The organism is Streptomyces sirii (genome assembly GCF_045690365.1).
GTDB lineage: Bacteria > Actinomycetota > Actinomycetes > Streptomycetales > Streptomycetaceae > Streptomyces > Streptomyces sirii.
The window spans coordinates 6,215,663-6,229,303 of sequence record NZ_CP147982.1 but is presented as its reverse complement, the minus strand read 5'-3'; the positions used below and the strand labels follow the sequence as shown (position 1 = coordinate 6,229,303).

Sequence of the window (13,641 nt, the reverse complement as noted above, 5' to 3'; positions counted from 1 at the left end):
TCCCTCGGTCGAGGGGAGGCGCGCCGCCGTCGTTGCGCCAGCGGTACCGGGGCGCGGCCCCGAACCACCGAACCAGCCTCAGAAGACCGACTCGGCCTCGTCCATCCGCGACCCGGGCACGGTCTTGAGCTCGGTGACCGCCTCGGCCAGCGGCACCATCGTGATGTCGGTGCCGCGCAGCGCGGTCATCTTGCCGTAGTCGCCGCGGTGCGCGGCCTCGACGGCGTGCCAGCCGAAGCGGGTGGCGAGCACCCGGTCGTAGGCGGTGGGGGTGCCGCCGCGCTGGACGTGGCCGAGGATGACCGGGCGGGCCTCCTTGCCGAGGCGCTTCTCCAGTTCGTGGGCGAGCGCGGTGCCGATGCCGGAGAACCGCTCGTGGCCGTACTGGTCGATGGCGCCCTTCTTGTAGTCCATCGTGCCGGGGGCCGGGTGCGCGCCCTCGGCGACGCAGATCACGGCGAACTTCTTGCCCCGCGCGAACCGCTCCTCGACCATCGTGACCAGGTCGTTGACGTCGAACCCGCGCTCCGGCAGGCAGATGCCGTGGGCGCCGCCGGCCATGCCGGACTCCAGCGCGATCCAGCCCGCGTGCCGGCCCATCACCTCGACGACCATCACGCGCTGGTGCGACTCGGCGGTGGTCTTGAGGCGGTCGATCGCCTCGGTGGCGACGCCGACGGCGGTGTCGAAGCCGAAGGTGCGGTCGGTGGAGGAGATGTCGTTGTCGATGGTCTTGGGCACCCCGACGACCGGCAGTCCGGCGTCCGACAGCATCCGGGCGGCGGTGAGGGTGCCCTCGCCGCCGATCGGGATCAGCACGTCGATGCCGTAGTCCTTGGAGTGGTCCTTGGCGTCCTCGCAGGCCTCGCGCAGCCGGGCCCGCTCCAGCCGGGAGGAGCCGAGGATGGTGCCGCCGCGGGCGAGGATGCCGCTGACCGCTTCGAGGTCGAGCTTGCGGAAGCGGCCGTCGAGCAGGCCCTTGAAGCCGTCCTCGAATCCGATGACCTCGTCGCCGTGGCCGGTGAGGGCGCGGTGGACCACAGACCGGATCACAGCGTTCAGGCCGGGGCAGTCGCCGCCTGCGGTGAGGACTCCGATACGCATCGTGCTGTGTCTCCTGTGCTCGCTCGTCGGTATCCCTGACCCGGTCCGATTGTTTCATGGTCCGACGGGCCCGGGCGGCACCCGCACACCTGCCCCCTACTGTCCCCGCACGGGCTCCACAGGGGAAACTGGAAGAGCGACCTAGCCAGCCTCGCAGGTATTGTCAAGAGGGGCTGGCCAACAATAACGGCTGATTTTGACCTTGCGACCAACGGAATGGATCGGAGAGCACGCGTGACGCGCAGCGTGTACGTGACCGGTATCGACCGCGGCGACGGCCGCCAGGTCATCGAGCTGGGGGTCATGGAGCTGCTGACCCGCCACGTCGACCGGGTGGGGGTCTTCCGCCCGCTGATGCACGACGACGGACCCGACCGGCTCTTCGACCTGCTGCGGGCCCGCTACCGGCTCACCCAGTCGCCCGAGAGCGTCTACGGCCTCAGCTACGACGAGGCCGCCACGCTTCAGGCCGAGCGCGGCACCGACGAGCTGGTCTCCCGGCTCGTCGACCGCTTTCACGCCGTGGCCAGGGACTACGAGTACGTCCTGGTGCTCGGCTCGGACTACGCGGGCACCAGCCTGCCGGCCGAGCTGAACCTCAACGCCCGCCTCGCCAACGAGTTCGGCGCCTCGGTGCTGGCCGTCGTCGGCGGCCAGGGCCAGGAGGCCGAGTCGGTGCGCGCCGAGGCCCGCAACGCCTACCGCGCCTACCACTCGCTGGGCTGCGACGTGGTGGCCATGATCGTCAACCGGGTGGCCCCCGAACTGCGCCAGGCGATCGTCGAGCGGCTCTCCGCCCGCCTTCCCGTCCCCTGCTACGCACTGCCCGAGGACGGCTCGCTCTCCGCCCCGACCGTCGGCCAGATCGTGCACGCCCTCGGCGCCGAGGTGCTGCTCGGCGACGACTCCGGGCTCGCCAGGGACGCGCGCGACTTCGTCTTCGGTGGCGCCATGCTGCCGACCTTCCTCAAGGCGCTCACCCCCGGCTGCCTCGTGGTGACCCCCGGGGACCGGGCCGACCTGGTCATCGGCTCGCTGGCCGCGCACAGCGCCGGTGCGCCGCCGATCGCCGGGGTGCTGCTCACCCTCGACGAGCGGCCCGGCCCGGACATCATGGCGCTGGCGAACCGGCTCGCCCCCGGGACCCCGGTCGTCTCCGTACCCGGCGGCTCCTTCCCGACCGCCGCCGAGCTGTTCGCGATCGAGGGCAAGCTCAACGCCGCCTCGCCGCGCAAGGCGGAGACCGCGCTCGGGCTGTTCGAGCGGCATGTGGACACCGCGGAGCTGACGAACCGGATCTCCGTCGCCCGCTCCGGCCGGGTCACACCGATGATGTTCGAGCACGAACTGATCGAGCGCTCCCGCTCCGGCCGCCGCCGCGTCGTCCTGCCGGAGGGCTCCGAGGAGCGGGTGCTGCGCGCCGCCGACGTCCTGCTGCGCCGCGACGTGTGCGATCTGACGCTGCTGGGCGAGGAGGAGGCGATCCGCAAGCGCGCCGCCGACCTGGCCATCGACCTGGCGGACGCGCAGATCATCGACCCGCAGACCTCCGAGCTGCGCGAGCGGTTCGCCGAGCTGTACGCCAAGCTGCGGGCCCACAAGGGCGTCAGCTACGAGCTGGCCTACGACGTGGTCGCCGACGTCTCCTACTTCGGCACCCTGATGGTGCAGGAGGGCCTCGCCGACGGCATGGTCTCGGGTGCGGTGCACTCCACCGCGGCCACCATCCGGCCCGCCTTCGAGATCATCAAGACGAAGCCGAACGCCCAGATCGTCTCCTCGGTGTTCTTCATGTGCCTGGCCGACCGCGTGCTGGTCTACGGCGACTGCGCGGTCAACCCGGACCCGAACGCCGAGCAGCTGGCGGACATCGCCATCCAGTCGGCCACCACCGCCGCCCAGTTCGGTGTCGAGCCCAGGATCGCGATGCTGTCGTACTCCACCGGCACCTCCGGCTCCGGCGCGGACGTCGACAAGGTCCGCAAGGCCACCGAGATCGTCCGCGAGCTCCGCCCCGACCTGCTGGTCGAGGGTCCGATCCAGTACGACGCGGCGGTGGACGCCTCGGTCGCCGAGACCAAGCTCCCCGGCTCCGACGTGGCCGGCAAGGCCACCGTGCTGATCTTCCCGGACCTCAACACCGGCAACAACACCTACAAGGCCGTGCAGCGCTCGGCCGGTGCGGTCGCCGTCGGCCCGGTCCTGCAGGGTCTGCGCAAGCCGGTCAACGACCTCTCCCGCGGCGCCCTGGTCCAGGACATCGTCAACACCGTGGCCATCACCGCCATCCAGGCGCAGGGCGCCCAGCCCGGCGCCGGCCACACCGCCTGAATTCCCCAGCCCTCCCCCCACCCCATCGGAAAGCGCTACATGACTGCCAACGCCACCCGCGTCCTCGTCCTCAACTCCGGCTCCTCGTCGTTGAAGTACCAGCTGCTCGACATGCACGACACGCAGTCGAGCAGCGGCTCCGCCGCGGGTCGGCTGGCCGTCGGCCTGGTCGAGCGGATCGGTGAGGAGAACTCGCGCCTGGTGCACACCCCGCTGGCCACCGGCGGCGAGCGGCGCGAGACCGAGGGCGCGATAGCCGACCACACGGCCGCACTGAAGGCCGTCGCCGCGGAGCTGGCCGCCGACGGCCTGGGGCTCGACTCCCCGGAGCTGGCCGCGATCGGGCACCGGGTGGTGCACGGCGGGCTGAAGTTCACCGCGCCGACCGTGATCGACGACGCGGTGCTGGCGGAGATCGAGCGGCTGGTGCCGGTCGCGCCGCTGCACAACCCGGCGAACATCACCGGCATCAAAACGGCCCAGGCGCTGCGCCCCGACCTGCCGCAGGTGGCGGTCTTCGACACCGCCTTCCACACCACGATGCCGGAGTACGCGGCCCGCTACGCCATCGACGTGGAGACCGCCGACGCGCACCGCATCCGCCGCTACGGCTTCCACGGCACCTCGCACGCGTACGTCTCCCGCAAGACGGCCGAGCTGCTGGACAAGGACCCCGCCGAGGTCAACGTCATCGTGCTGCACCTGGGCAACGGCGCGTCCGCCTCGGCGGTGGCCGGCGGCCGCTGCGTGGACACCTCGATGGGGCTGACCCCGCTGGAGGGCCTGGTCATGGGCACCCGCTCCGGTGACATCGACCCGGCGGTGACCTTCCACCTCAAGCGGGTGGCGGGGATGTCGGAGGACGACGTCGACGTACTGCTCAACAAGAAGAGCGGGCTGATCGGGCTGTGCGGCGACAACGACATGCGGGAGATCCGGCGCCGGATCGACGAGGGCGACGAGCGGGCCCGGCTCGCCTTCGACATCTACATCCACCGGCTGAAGAAGTACATCGGCGCCTACAGCGCGGTGCTCGGCCGGGTCGACGCGGTGGCCTTCACCGCCGGTGTCGGGGAGAACGCCGCCCCGGTGCGGGAGGCCGCCATCGCCGGGCTGGAGGAGATGGGCATGGCCGTGGACGCCTCGCTGAACGCCGTACGGTCCGGCGAGCCGCGGTTGATCTCCCCGGAGTACGCCCGGGTCGCGGTCGCCGTCGTGCCCACCGATGAGGAACTGGAGATCGCCCAGCAGACATACGCCCTGGTCAACGCCTAGACATTGGTGTTTCCACCTACCGGAATATTCCGCTCTGAAACAAACCGATAGGATTCCGCCATGCGCCGTTCCAAAATCGTCTGCACCCTGGGCCCCGCCGTCGACTCCTACGACCAGCTGAAGACGCTGATCGAGGCCGGCATGAACGTGGCCCGATTCAACATGAGCCACGGGACCCAGCCGGAGCACGAGGAGCGGTACCACCGCCTCCGCAAGGCCTCCGAGGAGACCGGTCGCGCCGTCGGAGTCCTGGCCGACCTGCAGGGCCCCAAGATCCGCCTGGAGACCTTCGCCGACGGCCCCGTGGAGCTGGTGCGCGGCGACGAGTTCGTCATCACCACCGAGGACGTGCCCGGCGACAAGACCATCTGCGGTACGACCTACAAGGGCCTGCCCGGCGACGTCTCCAAGGGCGACCCGGTCCTGATCAACGACGGCAACGTCGCGCTCCAGGTCGTCGAGGTCGACGGCCCGCGAGTGCGCACCATCGTCATCGAGGGCGGGGTCATCTCCGACCACAAGGGCATCAACCTGCCCGGTGCCGCGGTGAACGTCCCCGCGCTGTCCGAGAAGGACATCGAGGACCTCAAGTTCGCCCTGAAGATGGGCTGCGACATGGTCGCGCTGTCCTTCGTCCGCGACGCCAAGGACGTCCAGGACGTGCACCGCGTCATGGACGAGGTGGGCCGGCGGGTCCCGGTCATCGCCAAGGTGGAGAAGCCGCAGGCGGTGGCCAACATGCAGGAGGTCGTGATGGCCTTCGACGCGATCATGGTCGCCCGCGGCGACCTGGCGGTGGAGTACCCGCTGGAGAAGGTCCCGATGGTGCAGAAGCGCCTGGTGGAGATGTGCCGCCGGAACGCCAAGCCGGTGATCGTCGCGACCCAGATGATGGAGTCGATGATCACCAACTCCCGGCCGACCCGCGCCGAGGCCTCCGACGTCGCCAACGCCATCCTCGACGGCGCCGACGCGGTGATGCTCTCCGCGGAGTCGTCGGTCGGCCAGTACCCGATCGAGACCGTCAAGACGATGTCGAAGATCGTCGAGGCGGCCGAGGAGGAGCTGCTCTCCAAGGGCCTGCAGCCGCTGGTGCCCGGCAAGAAGCCGCGTACGCAGGGCGGCGCGGTGGCCCGTGCGGCCTGCGAGATGGCCGACTTCCTGGACGGCAAGGCGCTGGTGGCCTTCACCAAGTCCGGTGACACCGCCCGCCGGCTCTCCCGCTACCGCGCGGCCCAGCCGATCCTGGCCTTCACCACCGACGTCACCACCCGCAACCAGCTCACGCTGAGCTGGGGCGTGGACGCCTTCCTCGTCCCGCACGTCGACAACACCGACGCGATGGTCGACCTGGTGGACGCCGAGCTGCTCAAGCTCAAGCGCTACAGCGAGGGCGACACCATGCTGATCACCGCCGGCTCGCCCCCCGGCGTGCCCGGCACCACCAACATGGTCCGGGTGCACCACCTGGGTGGCCCGCGCGCCTGACGCGCCCGGCAGCGAGAACGGCGGTGGGCCGCCCCCTTGAGAAGGGGGCGGCCCACCGCCGTTTTCCGCGGCTCCCGGAAAGGCCTTCGGCCGGGTCAGTCCTCGATGGTCACATGCATACCGGGGACATGGAGATTGCCGCCGAACTGGCCCGCCTGGTCCAGCTTCACCTTGCTGAAATAGGCGTACGGGACATTGAGCGGCGGCGGGTGCTCGGGGTCGAACACGATCGGGATCAGACCGAAGAGATTGCCCTGCAGCCGCTCGGTGTACAGCGTCACCTTGCCGCCGCGGATGGTCGAGGTGGACCCCGGCGTCGACCGGACGTGGTACTTCTTCCCGGACGACGGGTCGTCGACGATCTGGTGGAGATCGCCGATGTCGATGCTGTCGGCGGTGAACTTCAGGGCCTGCTTGGTACGGCCGCCCTGCGTCGTGACGTTGACGACTCCCACGTAGTCCAGACCGCGCAGGGTGAGACCGCTGGACTCCAGGTGCCAGGGGTCGTCGGGCAGGGTGGCGGGCGTCTGCTCGTCCTTGCCCTTCTGCTTGTTCTCGACGACGCAGGGGTACGCCTCCTTGCCGTCGGCGTCCTTGCCGTCCACACCGCCGCCGGGCAGGGCGTTGTCCGCCGCACCCACCGCGCCGTGGACGGTGTCGTTGACCGTCTTCGATCCGTCCTTGACGGGCCCGGTGACCTTGTCGGCACCGTCCTTGACCCCGTCGAGGGTCTTGGTGACCGGCTCGGTGACCTTGTCGGCCACGGAGTCCTTGGCCGCGGTGTCCGCGGGCTCCGGGGCCTTGGACTCCGACGCGGACGGCGAGGGTGTCGCCGAGGCACTGGGCTCCTCGGACTTGTCCCCGCCCAGGAGACCGCCGAGCGCATCGCCGATGCCGCCCAGCAGACCCCCGTCGTCCTCCTTCTCCTCGGAGGCCGAGGGCGAGGGCGAGGGCGTCGCGGAACTCGACGGCTCATCGGTCTTGGCGGAGGAGGACGGTGCGGGCTCGGGAGCCTTGTCCGCCTCCTTGCCGGCGGAGGGCGAGGGCGTGGCCGAGGGCGTGGCGGACGGCTGGGCGGTGGCCTTGTCGTCCTTCGCCTCGTCCTTGGACTTGGCGTCCTGGCCCTCCACCTTGTCCGGAGCGGTGACGCAGGGGCCGTCCTTGAACGGGCTCTGGGGCGGCGTCGGCTTGGCGATCGCCATCTGGGGCGTCAGCCCCATCCCCATGAGCACGGCGGACGGCATGGCGGCGATGGCTATCGCCTTGCCCGCGGGCACGTGCAGCCGAGTCAGCAGCGGCTTCTTGGGCGCCGCGTGCCTCGGTCTGTTCCCCACGCCTGAACGGCGCGGGGAGTTCTTGGTCGCCCCGGCGGCTGCGTTCTCCTCATGCAGCTCGTCACCCGGCACGGTGCCTCCCGTCGTTGGTCGGGCTCGTTCCTGACAGGTCGTCCAGTCCGTTGCCCAACCCGGGTCCGGCCGGCGCGGGGTTGGCGGCGACCACCGGTCCGGCGACGGTGCGGGCCGGTTCGTCGGCGTCGTCGCCGCTCCGTTCGGCCCTGCCCGGCGCCCAGGCGACACCTAGCGCACCGCCGATCAGCCCCATCAGGAAGCCGACCAAAAAGGCGCCGAAGTTCGAGACGACCAGGGAGACCAGGGAGAGCAGGATCCCCGCCACGCCCGCGAAGACCCGCGAGGCCGGCTGGAACCACATGGTCAGACCGAGCACGACCAGCAGTACGCCGATGATCAGCGAGCCGGCACCGGCGGTGGTCGCCATGCGGACGGTCAGGGAACCGATCGTGAGGTTCGCGTAAGGGATGTACATGATCGGGATACCGGCCAGCAGTGTCAGCAATCCGCCCCAGAACGGGCGTTGTCCGCGCCACTCCCGGAACGAAGTCCGCTTCCGGCCGATGCCCTCGATCAGCCGTGGTCGCGTTTCGGCGCTCATGTCGTACAGCTCCTCGGGACTGGCAAATCGGTGGTTCTGAGCTGGAGTGTCGTGCTTGGCGCTACCCGGCGTACGGGTGCGGGAAGCGGCTGGTGGCGCCGCGGACAAAGGCCCCGCACCCGTACGCTCAGAGCGTCAGAAGCACTCGCTCTTGCCCTTGGCGACGCTCATCTTCAGGCCGCTGAGCTTGAACGTGCCGGCCGTCGTGGCCCACGCCGTCTGCTTGACGTGGGTCAGCGTGGCCGAGTCGGCCTGCTGGGCGAACGAGCCCGGGTCGGCCTTGTCGCCCTTGTGCATGCCCGGACCCTTGGTCGTCGAGCCCGCAGCAACACCGATGTCGATGTTGTTGAAGGTCGCGTCCGCGTCCAGCTGGTCGAGGTCGATGTAGAGGTTCTTCGCCTCGACGGGCGTGTCACCGCCACCGGCCGACAGCTTCATCGACACATCGCCGAAGACCGGGACCGGCACCACTACCGACTGGCACAGGTTCCTGATCTTGGCGTTGGAGAATCCCGAAACCGCCACCGGGATCTGCTTACCGCCCTTTTGGGCGTCGATCGCTCCGTACTGAACGAAGCCGGTGCCGTCCAGCCGGTCGGTAGCGACCTTGAACTGCTGGCCGGACACGCTGAACGACGCCGCGAGCGCACCCTGCGAGAGGGCGACGCCGATCGCGGCGGTCGCCGCCACGCTCGGCACCATGACAACGGCGAACCGCTTCCATCTGGTCCCGCCACGAGCCAGGGACTCCATGACTTTCCTCCTTCTCGGACGTACATCTCCGGTACCGACCGCCGTAGGACGGACGGCGGTACCTGGGATGGGAGAAGTGCTACGTCCTCGGGAAGGAGAGCGCCCGTCCTCGGAGGCACATCGTGTTCCGAATACCGGCGATCACCCCCGAGCGACAACCACTGGCCACGCTCTCGCGCAACCTCTCTGGACAGGCCCTGCCGGATGGGGCAGAGACCCCCCTGTCCACGGCCGGCATGCACTGCCGCCGGCCACTCGGTGGGGACCCAAGTGCCCCGCTGCGCCGACCGGATGCCGGGCTGCGGGAATGGACCGAGCGTCGCCGATCGTGGTCCATTCACGCTCTGGACACAAGAGGCTCGTTACTTGCGGGTAACGGCCTGATAACCAAGGTTCGACGGACCGGGATCGGCCAGGTACACAGGGTCGTCGCTGACCGCGCACAGACACGCGGCAATTGCGGACAAAGCGCCGCAAGGGGGTGGATGAGTCTTACTCCAAGTAACAGCGGCCACGTTTACCAAGTTTTGGTAAAACGTGGCCGCTGCTTCGTTTGTTTGGTCAACCCGTGGCGGCCGTACTGGTCAGAAGCGGACGCCCGGTACAACAGCGGGTCAGAACAGCACCCGGGCAAGCGCCGTACGCGCCGCCGTCACCCGCGGATCCTCGGTCCCGATCACCTCGAACAGCTCCAGAAGCCGCACCCGGGCGGCATCCCGGTCGTCGCCGGCCGTCCGCTTCACCGCGTCGATCAGCCGTCCGAAGGCGTCCTCGACATGGCCGCCGACCAGGTCCAGGTCCGCGGCCCGGATCTGCGCCGGAACGTCGGCCGGGCGCTCCGCGGCCTCCTTGCGCACCGCCTGCGGATCGAGGTCCTGCACCCGGTGCAGGAGTTCGGCCTGCGCGAGGCCGAACTTGGCCTCCGGGTTGGCCGGGTCGTCGGCGAGGACGTTCTTGTACGCCTGGATGGCGCCGCCCAGATCGCCGGTGTCCAGCGCCTGGCTCGCGGCCTCCAGCAGCGCGTCGTACGGACCGGCCGGCACCGGCGCCTCGGCCGCCGCCTGCTCGTCCGCGCCCTCCGCGGAGACCGGAGCCCCGACGATGCCGAACTGCTGCTCGGCGGCCTGCACCAGCTGGTCGAGGACCTGCCGGATCTGCGCCTCCGGGGCCGCGCCCTGGAACAGCGGGATCGGCTGGCCGGCGACCACCGCGAAGACCGCCGGGATGCCCTGCACCCCGAACTGCTGGAACAGCATCTGGTTGCTGTCGACGTCGATCTTGGCCAGCACGAACTTGCCGGCGTACTCCCCCGCGAGACGCTCCAGCAGCGGACCCAGCTGCTTGCACGGCTCGCACCACTCGGCCCAGAAATCGATGACGACCGGGACCTCGGTGGAGCGCTGCAGGACGTCCTGCTGGAACCCTGCCTCGTCGACGTCGAACACCAGGCTGGCACCGCTCGCCGGCACCTGACCCGTGCGGGCGGCCTCGGCGCGGGCCTGCTCCGCCTTCTGCTTCGCTTCACCCGCCGCCTTCACCGCTGCGAGGTCGACGACTCCACTCATGGACATATTGCGTGGCTGCATGGGTCCATCCTCCCCCCTGGGCGGTCCGTTCCGAAAAGCGATCCGGAAAAGCGATGTGGCCGGCGACGCGGTATGTGTGGTGTTCGGTACTGCGATCGGCCTGAGCGGGGCCGGGGTGTGCGGCCATGGGTCCCCACCCACGGCCAGTGGTCATCACTCTTACGCTACGGGTCGTAGCGTAACTCGCCGCCACCCCCGCGCGACACCGGGCCCCGCGCCATGCCGGGTGATCTCCCTCACGGCCGCCGCTCGACTACCGGCCGGTATGGTCGCCCGCATGCACGACTCCGCCAGCCCCCGGAAGGGCCGCACGGGCCGCCCGCGCAGCGCCGAGGCCGATCACGCGATCCTCCGCGCCACCCGTGCCGCGCTCGTCGACCTGGGCTGGGGGCGGCTGACCATGAGCGATGTGGCGGCCCGCGCCGGCGTCGCCAAGACCACCCTCTACCGGCGCTGGGCCAACAAGAACGAGCTGGTCGTGGACGCGGTGGCGGTCCTCTTCGACGAACTCGAACTCCCCGACCGGGGCTCCCTGCGGGCCGACATCGAAGGCGTGGTGCTCCAGTTCGGCGCGCTGCTCGCGCGGCCCGAGACCAAGACGGCGCTGATGGCCGTGGTCGCCGAGTCCACCACCGACGAGGCGCTGCGCGAACGGATCCGCTCGGCGATCGTCGACCGCCAGAAGCGGCTGGTACTGCTGGGGCGCGCACGGGCCCAGGACCGCGGCGAACTGCCGCCGGACACCCCCGGCGAGGACGGTGCCCGGGCGGCCGCCCGCAACATGGACCTGATCTTCGATGTGATCGCCGGTGCGGTCGTGCACCGCACCCTGGTCAGCGGCGAACCCGTGGACGCGGAGTGGGGGCGCGACTTCGCCGCGCTCTTCCTCGGCGGTCTGGCGGGGCTGGGGGACCCCGGTGAGGGCCCGGGCACCGCGGTACCCGGGCCCGGGGGTCACACCTGATAGCGGTCCGCGGCGAACAGGTGCAGATGCTCCGCGACCCACTCCGAGGTCCGCTTCAAGCCGTCCGCCAGGGAGACCTCCGGCTGCCACGAAGCCCACTGCCGCGCCCGGGAATTGTCCGAAAGCAGTCGCTCGACCTCACTGCCCGAGGGCCGCAGCCGGGCCGGATCGACGACGACCTCCGCCTCCCGGCCGGAGGCCGCGATCAGCGCCTCGGCGAGTGCCCCGATCGATATCTCCCGCCCGCTACCGAGGTTGACGACCTGTCCCAGCGCCCGGTCGCAGTCCGCCATCGCCAGGAACCCGGCCGCGGTGTCCGTGACGTAGGTGAAGTCCCGGGTCGGGGTCAGCGACCCGAGCTTGATCTGCCGGGCGCCGGCGTGGAGTTGGGCCAGGATCGTGGGGATCACCGCACGGGCGGACTGCCGGGGCCCGTAGGTGTTGAAGGGCCGCACCACCGTCACCGGCAGCTCGAAGGCGTGCCAGTGCGACAGCGCCATCATGTCCGCGCCGATCTTCGAGGCGGAGTACGGCGACTGCGGCTGCAGCGGGTGGTCCTCGCCGATCGGCGCGGTCAGCGCGGTGCCGTAGACCTCGCTGGTGGAGGTGTGCACCAGCCGCCGCACGGCGTGCCGCCGGCAGGCCTCCGCGACGTTCTCGGTACCCACCACGTTCGTCTGCACATAGGCGCCCGGTGAGTCGTAGCTGTACGGGATGCCGATCAGCGCGGCCAGATGGAAGACGGTGTCGCAGCCCGCGACCGCGTCCATCACCCGGCCCGCGTCCCGGACGTCCCCCGCGATCATCTCGACCGGACTGCCCGGCTTCAGATAGCGCGCCAGACTGCCCTTCTCCGCGTACGGCTTGTAGTGCACCAGGGCACGTACGTCGGCTCCCGCCTCGACGAGCAGGTCGACCAGGGTCGAGCCGATGAACCCCTCGGCCCCGGTGACCAGGACCGTGCGGCCCGCCCACTGCTGTGTATGGCTGCTGCTCATGCTGACTCCTTCAGGTTGGTGCTCGGTTGGGGTGTGTGGGGGTGCCCGGCCAGGGCCAGCGCCTTGGCGGCGAGCAGATCGGCGGCCCAGGCATGGGTGCCGGGGTCGGCGGCCGCGCCCATCGCGGCGAGCTGGTCGGGGTCGTCGAGGAGCGGGGTGACCAGCGCGTCCAGCCGCTCGGCCGAGGTCTGCGGGTCGGGCAGCAGCAGCGCCGCCCCGACGTCGGAGAGCACCCGCGCGTTATGGGTCTGGTGGTCGCCCGGTGCGTGCGGGTAGGGCACGAGCACGGCCGGCATCCCGACCGTGGCCAGCTCGGCGACGGTCGCCGAACCGGCCCGGCAGACCACGAGGTCGGCGGCCGCGTACGCCAGGTCCATCCGGTCCAGATACGGCACGGCCTCGGCGACCGCGTCCCCGCCGTTGGCCGCCAGCAGGGCCCGGGTCTCCTCCAGGGCCGCGGGCCCGGTCTTGATCAGCAGCCGCAGGTCGGTGCGCGACCGGTAGCGGCCGGCCAGTCCCACCGCCGCCTCGGTCAGCCGGGCCGCGCCCAGGCTCCCGCCGTTGACCAGCAGCAGCCGGGCTGCGTCCGGGATGCCCAGGGCCCGCCGGGCGGCCGGCCGCAGCGCCGTGCGGTCCAGCGTGGCCAGCGGTCCGACCAGCGGCATCCCCACCGTCTCGGCCCCCTCGCCGCCGGCCAGATGGGGGCGGCTGCGGTCGAAGGCGAGGGCGAGGTGCGGGGTGAGCCGGGCGGCGAACTTGTTGGCCCGGCCGGGCACCGCGTTGGACTCGTGGATCAGGCTCGGCAGCCCCGCCAGCCGCGCCCCGACGATCACAGGGGCGCTCGGATAGCCGCCCATACCGACCGCGACCTGGGCTTTCTGCTCCTTGAGGATCGCCCGGCACTGGGCGCCCGACTTAAGGAGCGCGGCCGGCAGCAGATAGCGTCGGGCACCGAGCGAGGGGTCGAAGGGAATCATGTCGACGGTGTGCAGCCGGTACCCGGCCTGCGGGATCAGCCGCGTCTCCAGCCCGCGTTCGGTACCGACGAAGGAGATCACCGCATCGGGGACGGCCCGGCGGAGTGCGTCGGCGAGGGCGAGGCCGGGATAGATATGGCCGCCGGTGCCGCCCGCACCGATCACGACCGAGAGTGGTGTGCGCATGGCCGCCACGCTCGCGACGCGCCCTAAGA

Annotated in this window: 11 protein-coding genes; 4 read left to right on the top strand and 7 right to left on the bottom strand. The window is 70.7% G+C overall.

The annotated features are described in order from the left end of the window. Positions 1–78 precede the first annotated feature (78 nt). Positions 79–1,104, bottom strand: coding sequence for an ATP-dependent 6-phosphofructokinase (locus tag WAB15_RS28215; protein ID WP_393493168.1), 1,026 nt, complete (start codon positions 1,102–1,104; stop codon positions 79–81). A 234-nt stretch (positions 1,105–1,338) separates the two neighbouring features. Here WAB15_RS28215 and pta point away from each other — a divergent pair, with 234 nt between their 5' ends. From pta to pyk, 3 genes are read left to right on the top strand one after another with little or no spacing between them, the layout of a single operon-like run. Further along, the gene (pta, locus tag WAB15_RS28210) at positions 1,339–3,435 is read left to right on the top strand and encodes a phosphate acetyltransferase (protein WP_399147019.1); all 2,097 of its coding nucleotides are present in this window, start codon (positions 1,339–1,341) and stop codon (positions 3,433–3,435) included. 39 nt (positions 3,436–3,474) lie between these two features. Next, a complete protein-coding gene (locus WAB15_RS28205) occupies positions 3,475–4,710 on the top strand; it encodes an acetate kinase (protein ID WP_407287945.1) in 1,236 nt (411 codons plus the stop codon). A 60-nt stretch (positions 4,711–4,770) separates the two neighbouring features. Next, positions 4,771–6,198, top strand: coding sequence for a pyruvate kinase (gene pyk, locus WAB15_RS28200; RefSeq protein WP_399147017.1), 1,428 nt, complete (start codon positions 4,771–4,773; stop codon positions 6,196–6,198). Between the two features lie 95 nt (positions 6,199–6,293). Here the strand turns inward: pyk and WAB15_RS28195 are convergent, their stop codons facing one another. From WAB15_RS28195 to WAB15_RS28180, 4 genes are all read right to left on the bottom strand, one after another. Then, the gene (locus WAB15_RS28195) at positions 6,294–7,442 is read right to left on the bottom strand and encodes a hypothetical protein (RefSeq protein WP_407289313.1); all 1,149 of its coding nucleotides are present in this window, start codon (positions 7,440–7,442) and stop codon (positions 6,294–6,296) included. Between the two features lie 151 nt (positions 7,443–7,593). Continuing rightward, positions 7,594–8,148 carry a DUF6114 domain-containing protein gene (locus tag WAB15_RS28190; protein WP_407287944.1) on the bottom strand — a complete coding sequence of 185 codons (555 nt, stop codon included), beginning with the start codon at positions 8,146–8,148 and terminating at the stop codon, positions 7,594–7,596. 135 nt (positions 8,149–8,283) lie between these two features. Then, positions 8,284–8,901 (bottom strand): DUF6230 family protein, encoded by a 618-nt coding sequence (locus WAB15_RS28185; protein WP_399151136.1) that lies wholly within the window; start codon positions 8,899–8,901, stop codon positions 8,284–8,286. A 614-nt stretch (positions 8,902–9,515) separates the two neighbouring features. Continuing rightward, on the bottom strand, positions 9,516–10,487 hold the full coding sequence (locus WAB15_RS28180) for a tetratricopeptide repeat protein (protein ID WP_399151135.1): 972 nt from the start codon (positions 10,485–10,487) through the stop codon (positions 9,516–9,518). A gap of 265 nt (positions 10,488–10,752) precedes the next feature. Between WAB15_RS28180 and WAB15_RS28175 the strand changes: the two genes are divergently transcribed. After that, positions 10,753–11,451 (top strand): TetR/AcrR family transcriptional regulator, encoded by a 699-nt coding sequence (locus tag WAB15_RS28175; RefSeq protein ID WP_399151139.1) that lies wholly within the window; start codon positions 10,753–10,755, stop codon positions 11,449–11,451. Here WAB15_RS28175 and WAB15_RS28170 read toward each other — a convergent pair. Further along, positions 11,442–12,449, bottom strand: coding sequence for a GDP-mannose 4,6-dehydratase (locus WAB15_RS28170; protein WP_407287943.1), 1,008 nt, complete (start codon positions 12,447–12,449; stop codon positions 11,442–11,444). The two genes, WAB15_RS28175 and WAB15_RS28170, sit on opposite strands and share 10 nt — an antisense overlap. Beyond that, on the bottom strand, positions 12,446–13,612 hold the full coding sequence (locus tag WAB15_RS28165; protein ID WP_407287942.1) for a UDP-N-acetylglucosamine--N-acetylmuramyl-(pentapeptide) pyrophosphoryl-undecaprenol N-acetylglucosamine transferase: 1,167 nt from the start codon (positions 13,610–13,612) through the stop codon (positions 12,446–12,448). Before WAB15_RS28165 ends, WAB15_RS28170 begins: the two co-directional genes overlap by 4 nt. Positions 13,613–13,641 lie beyond the last annotated feature (29 nt).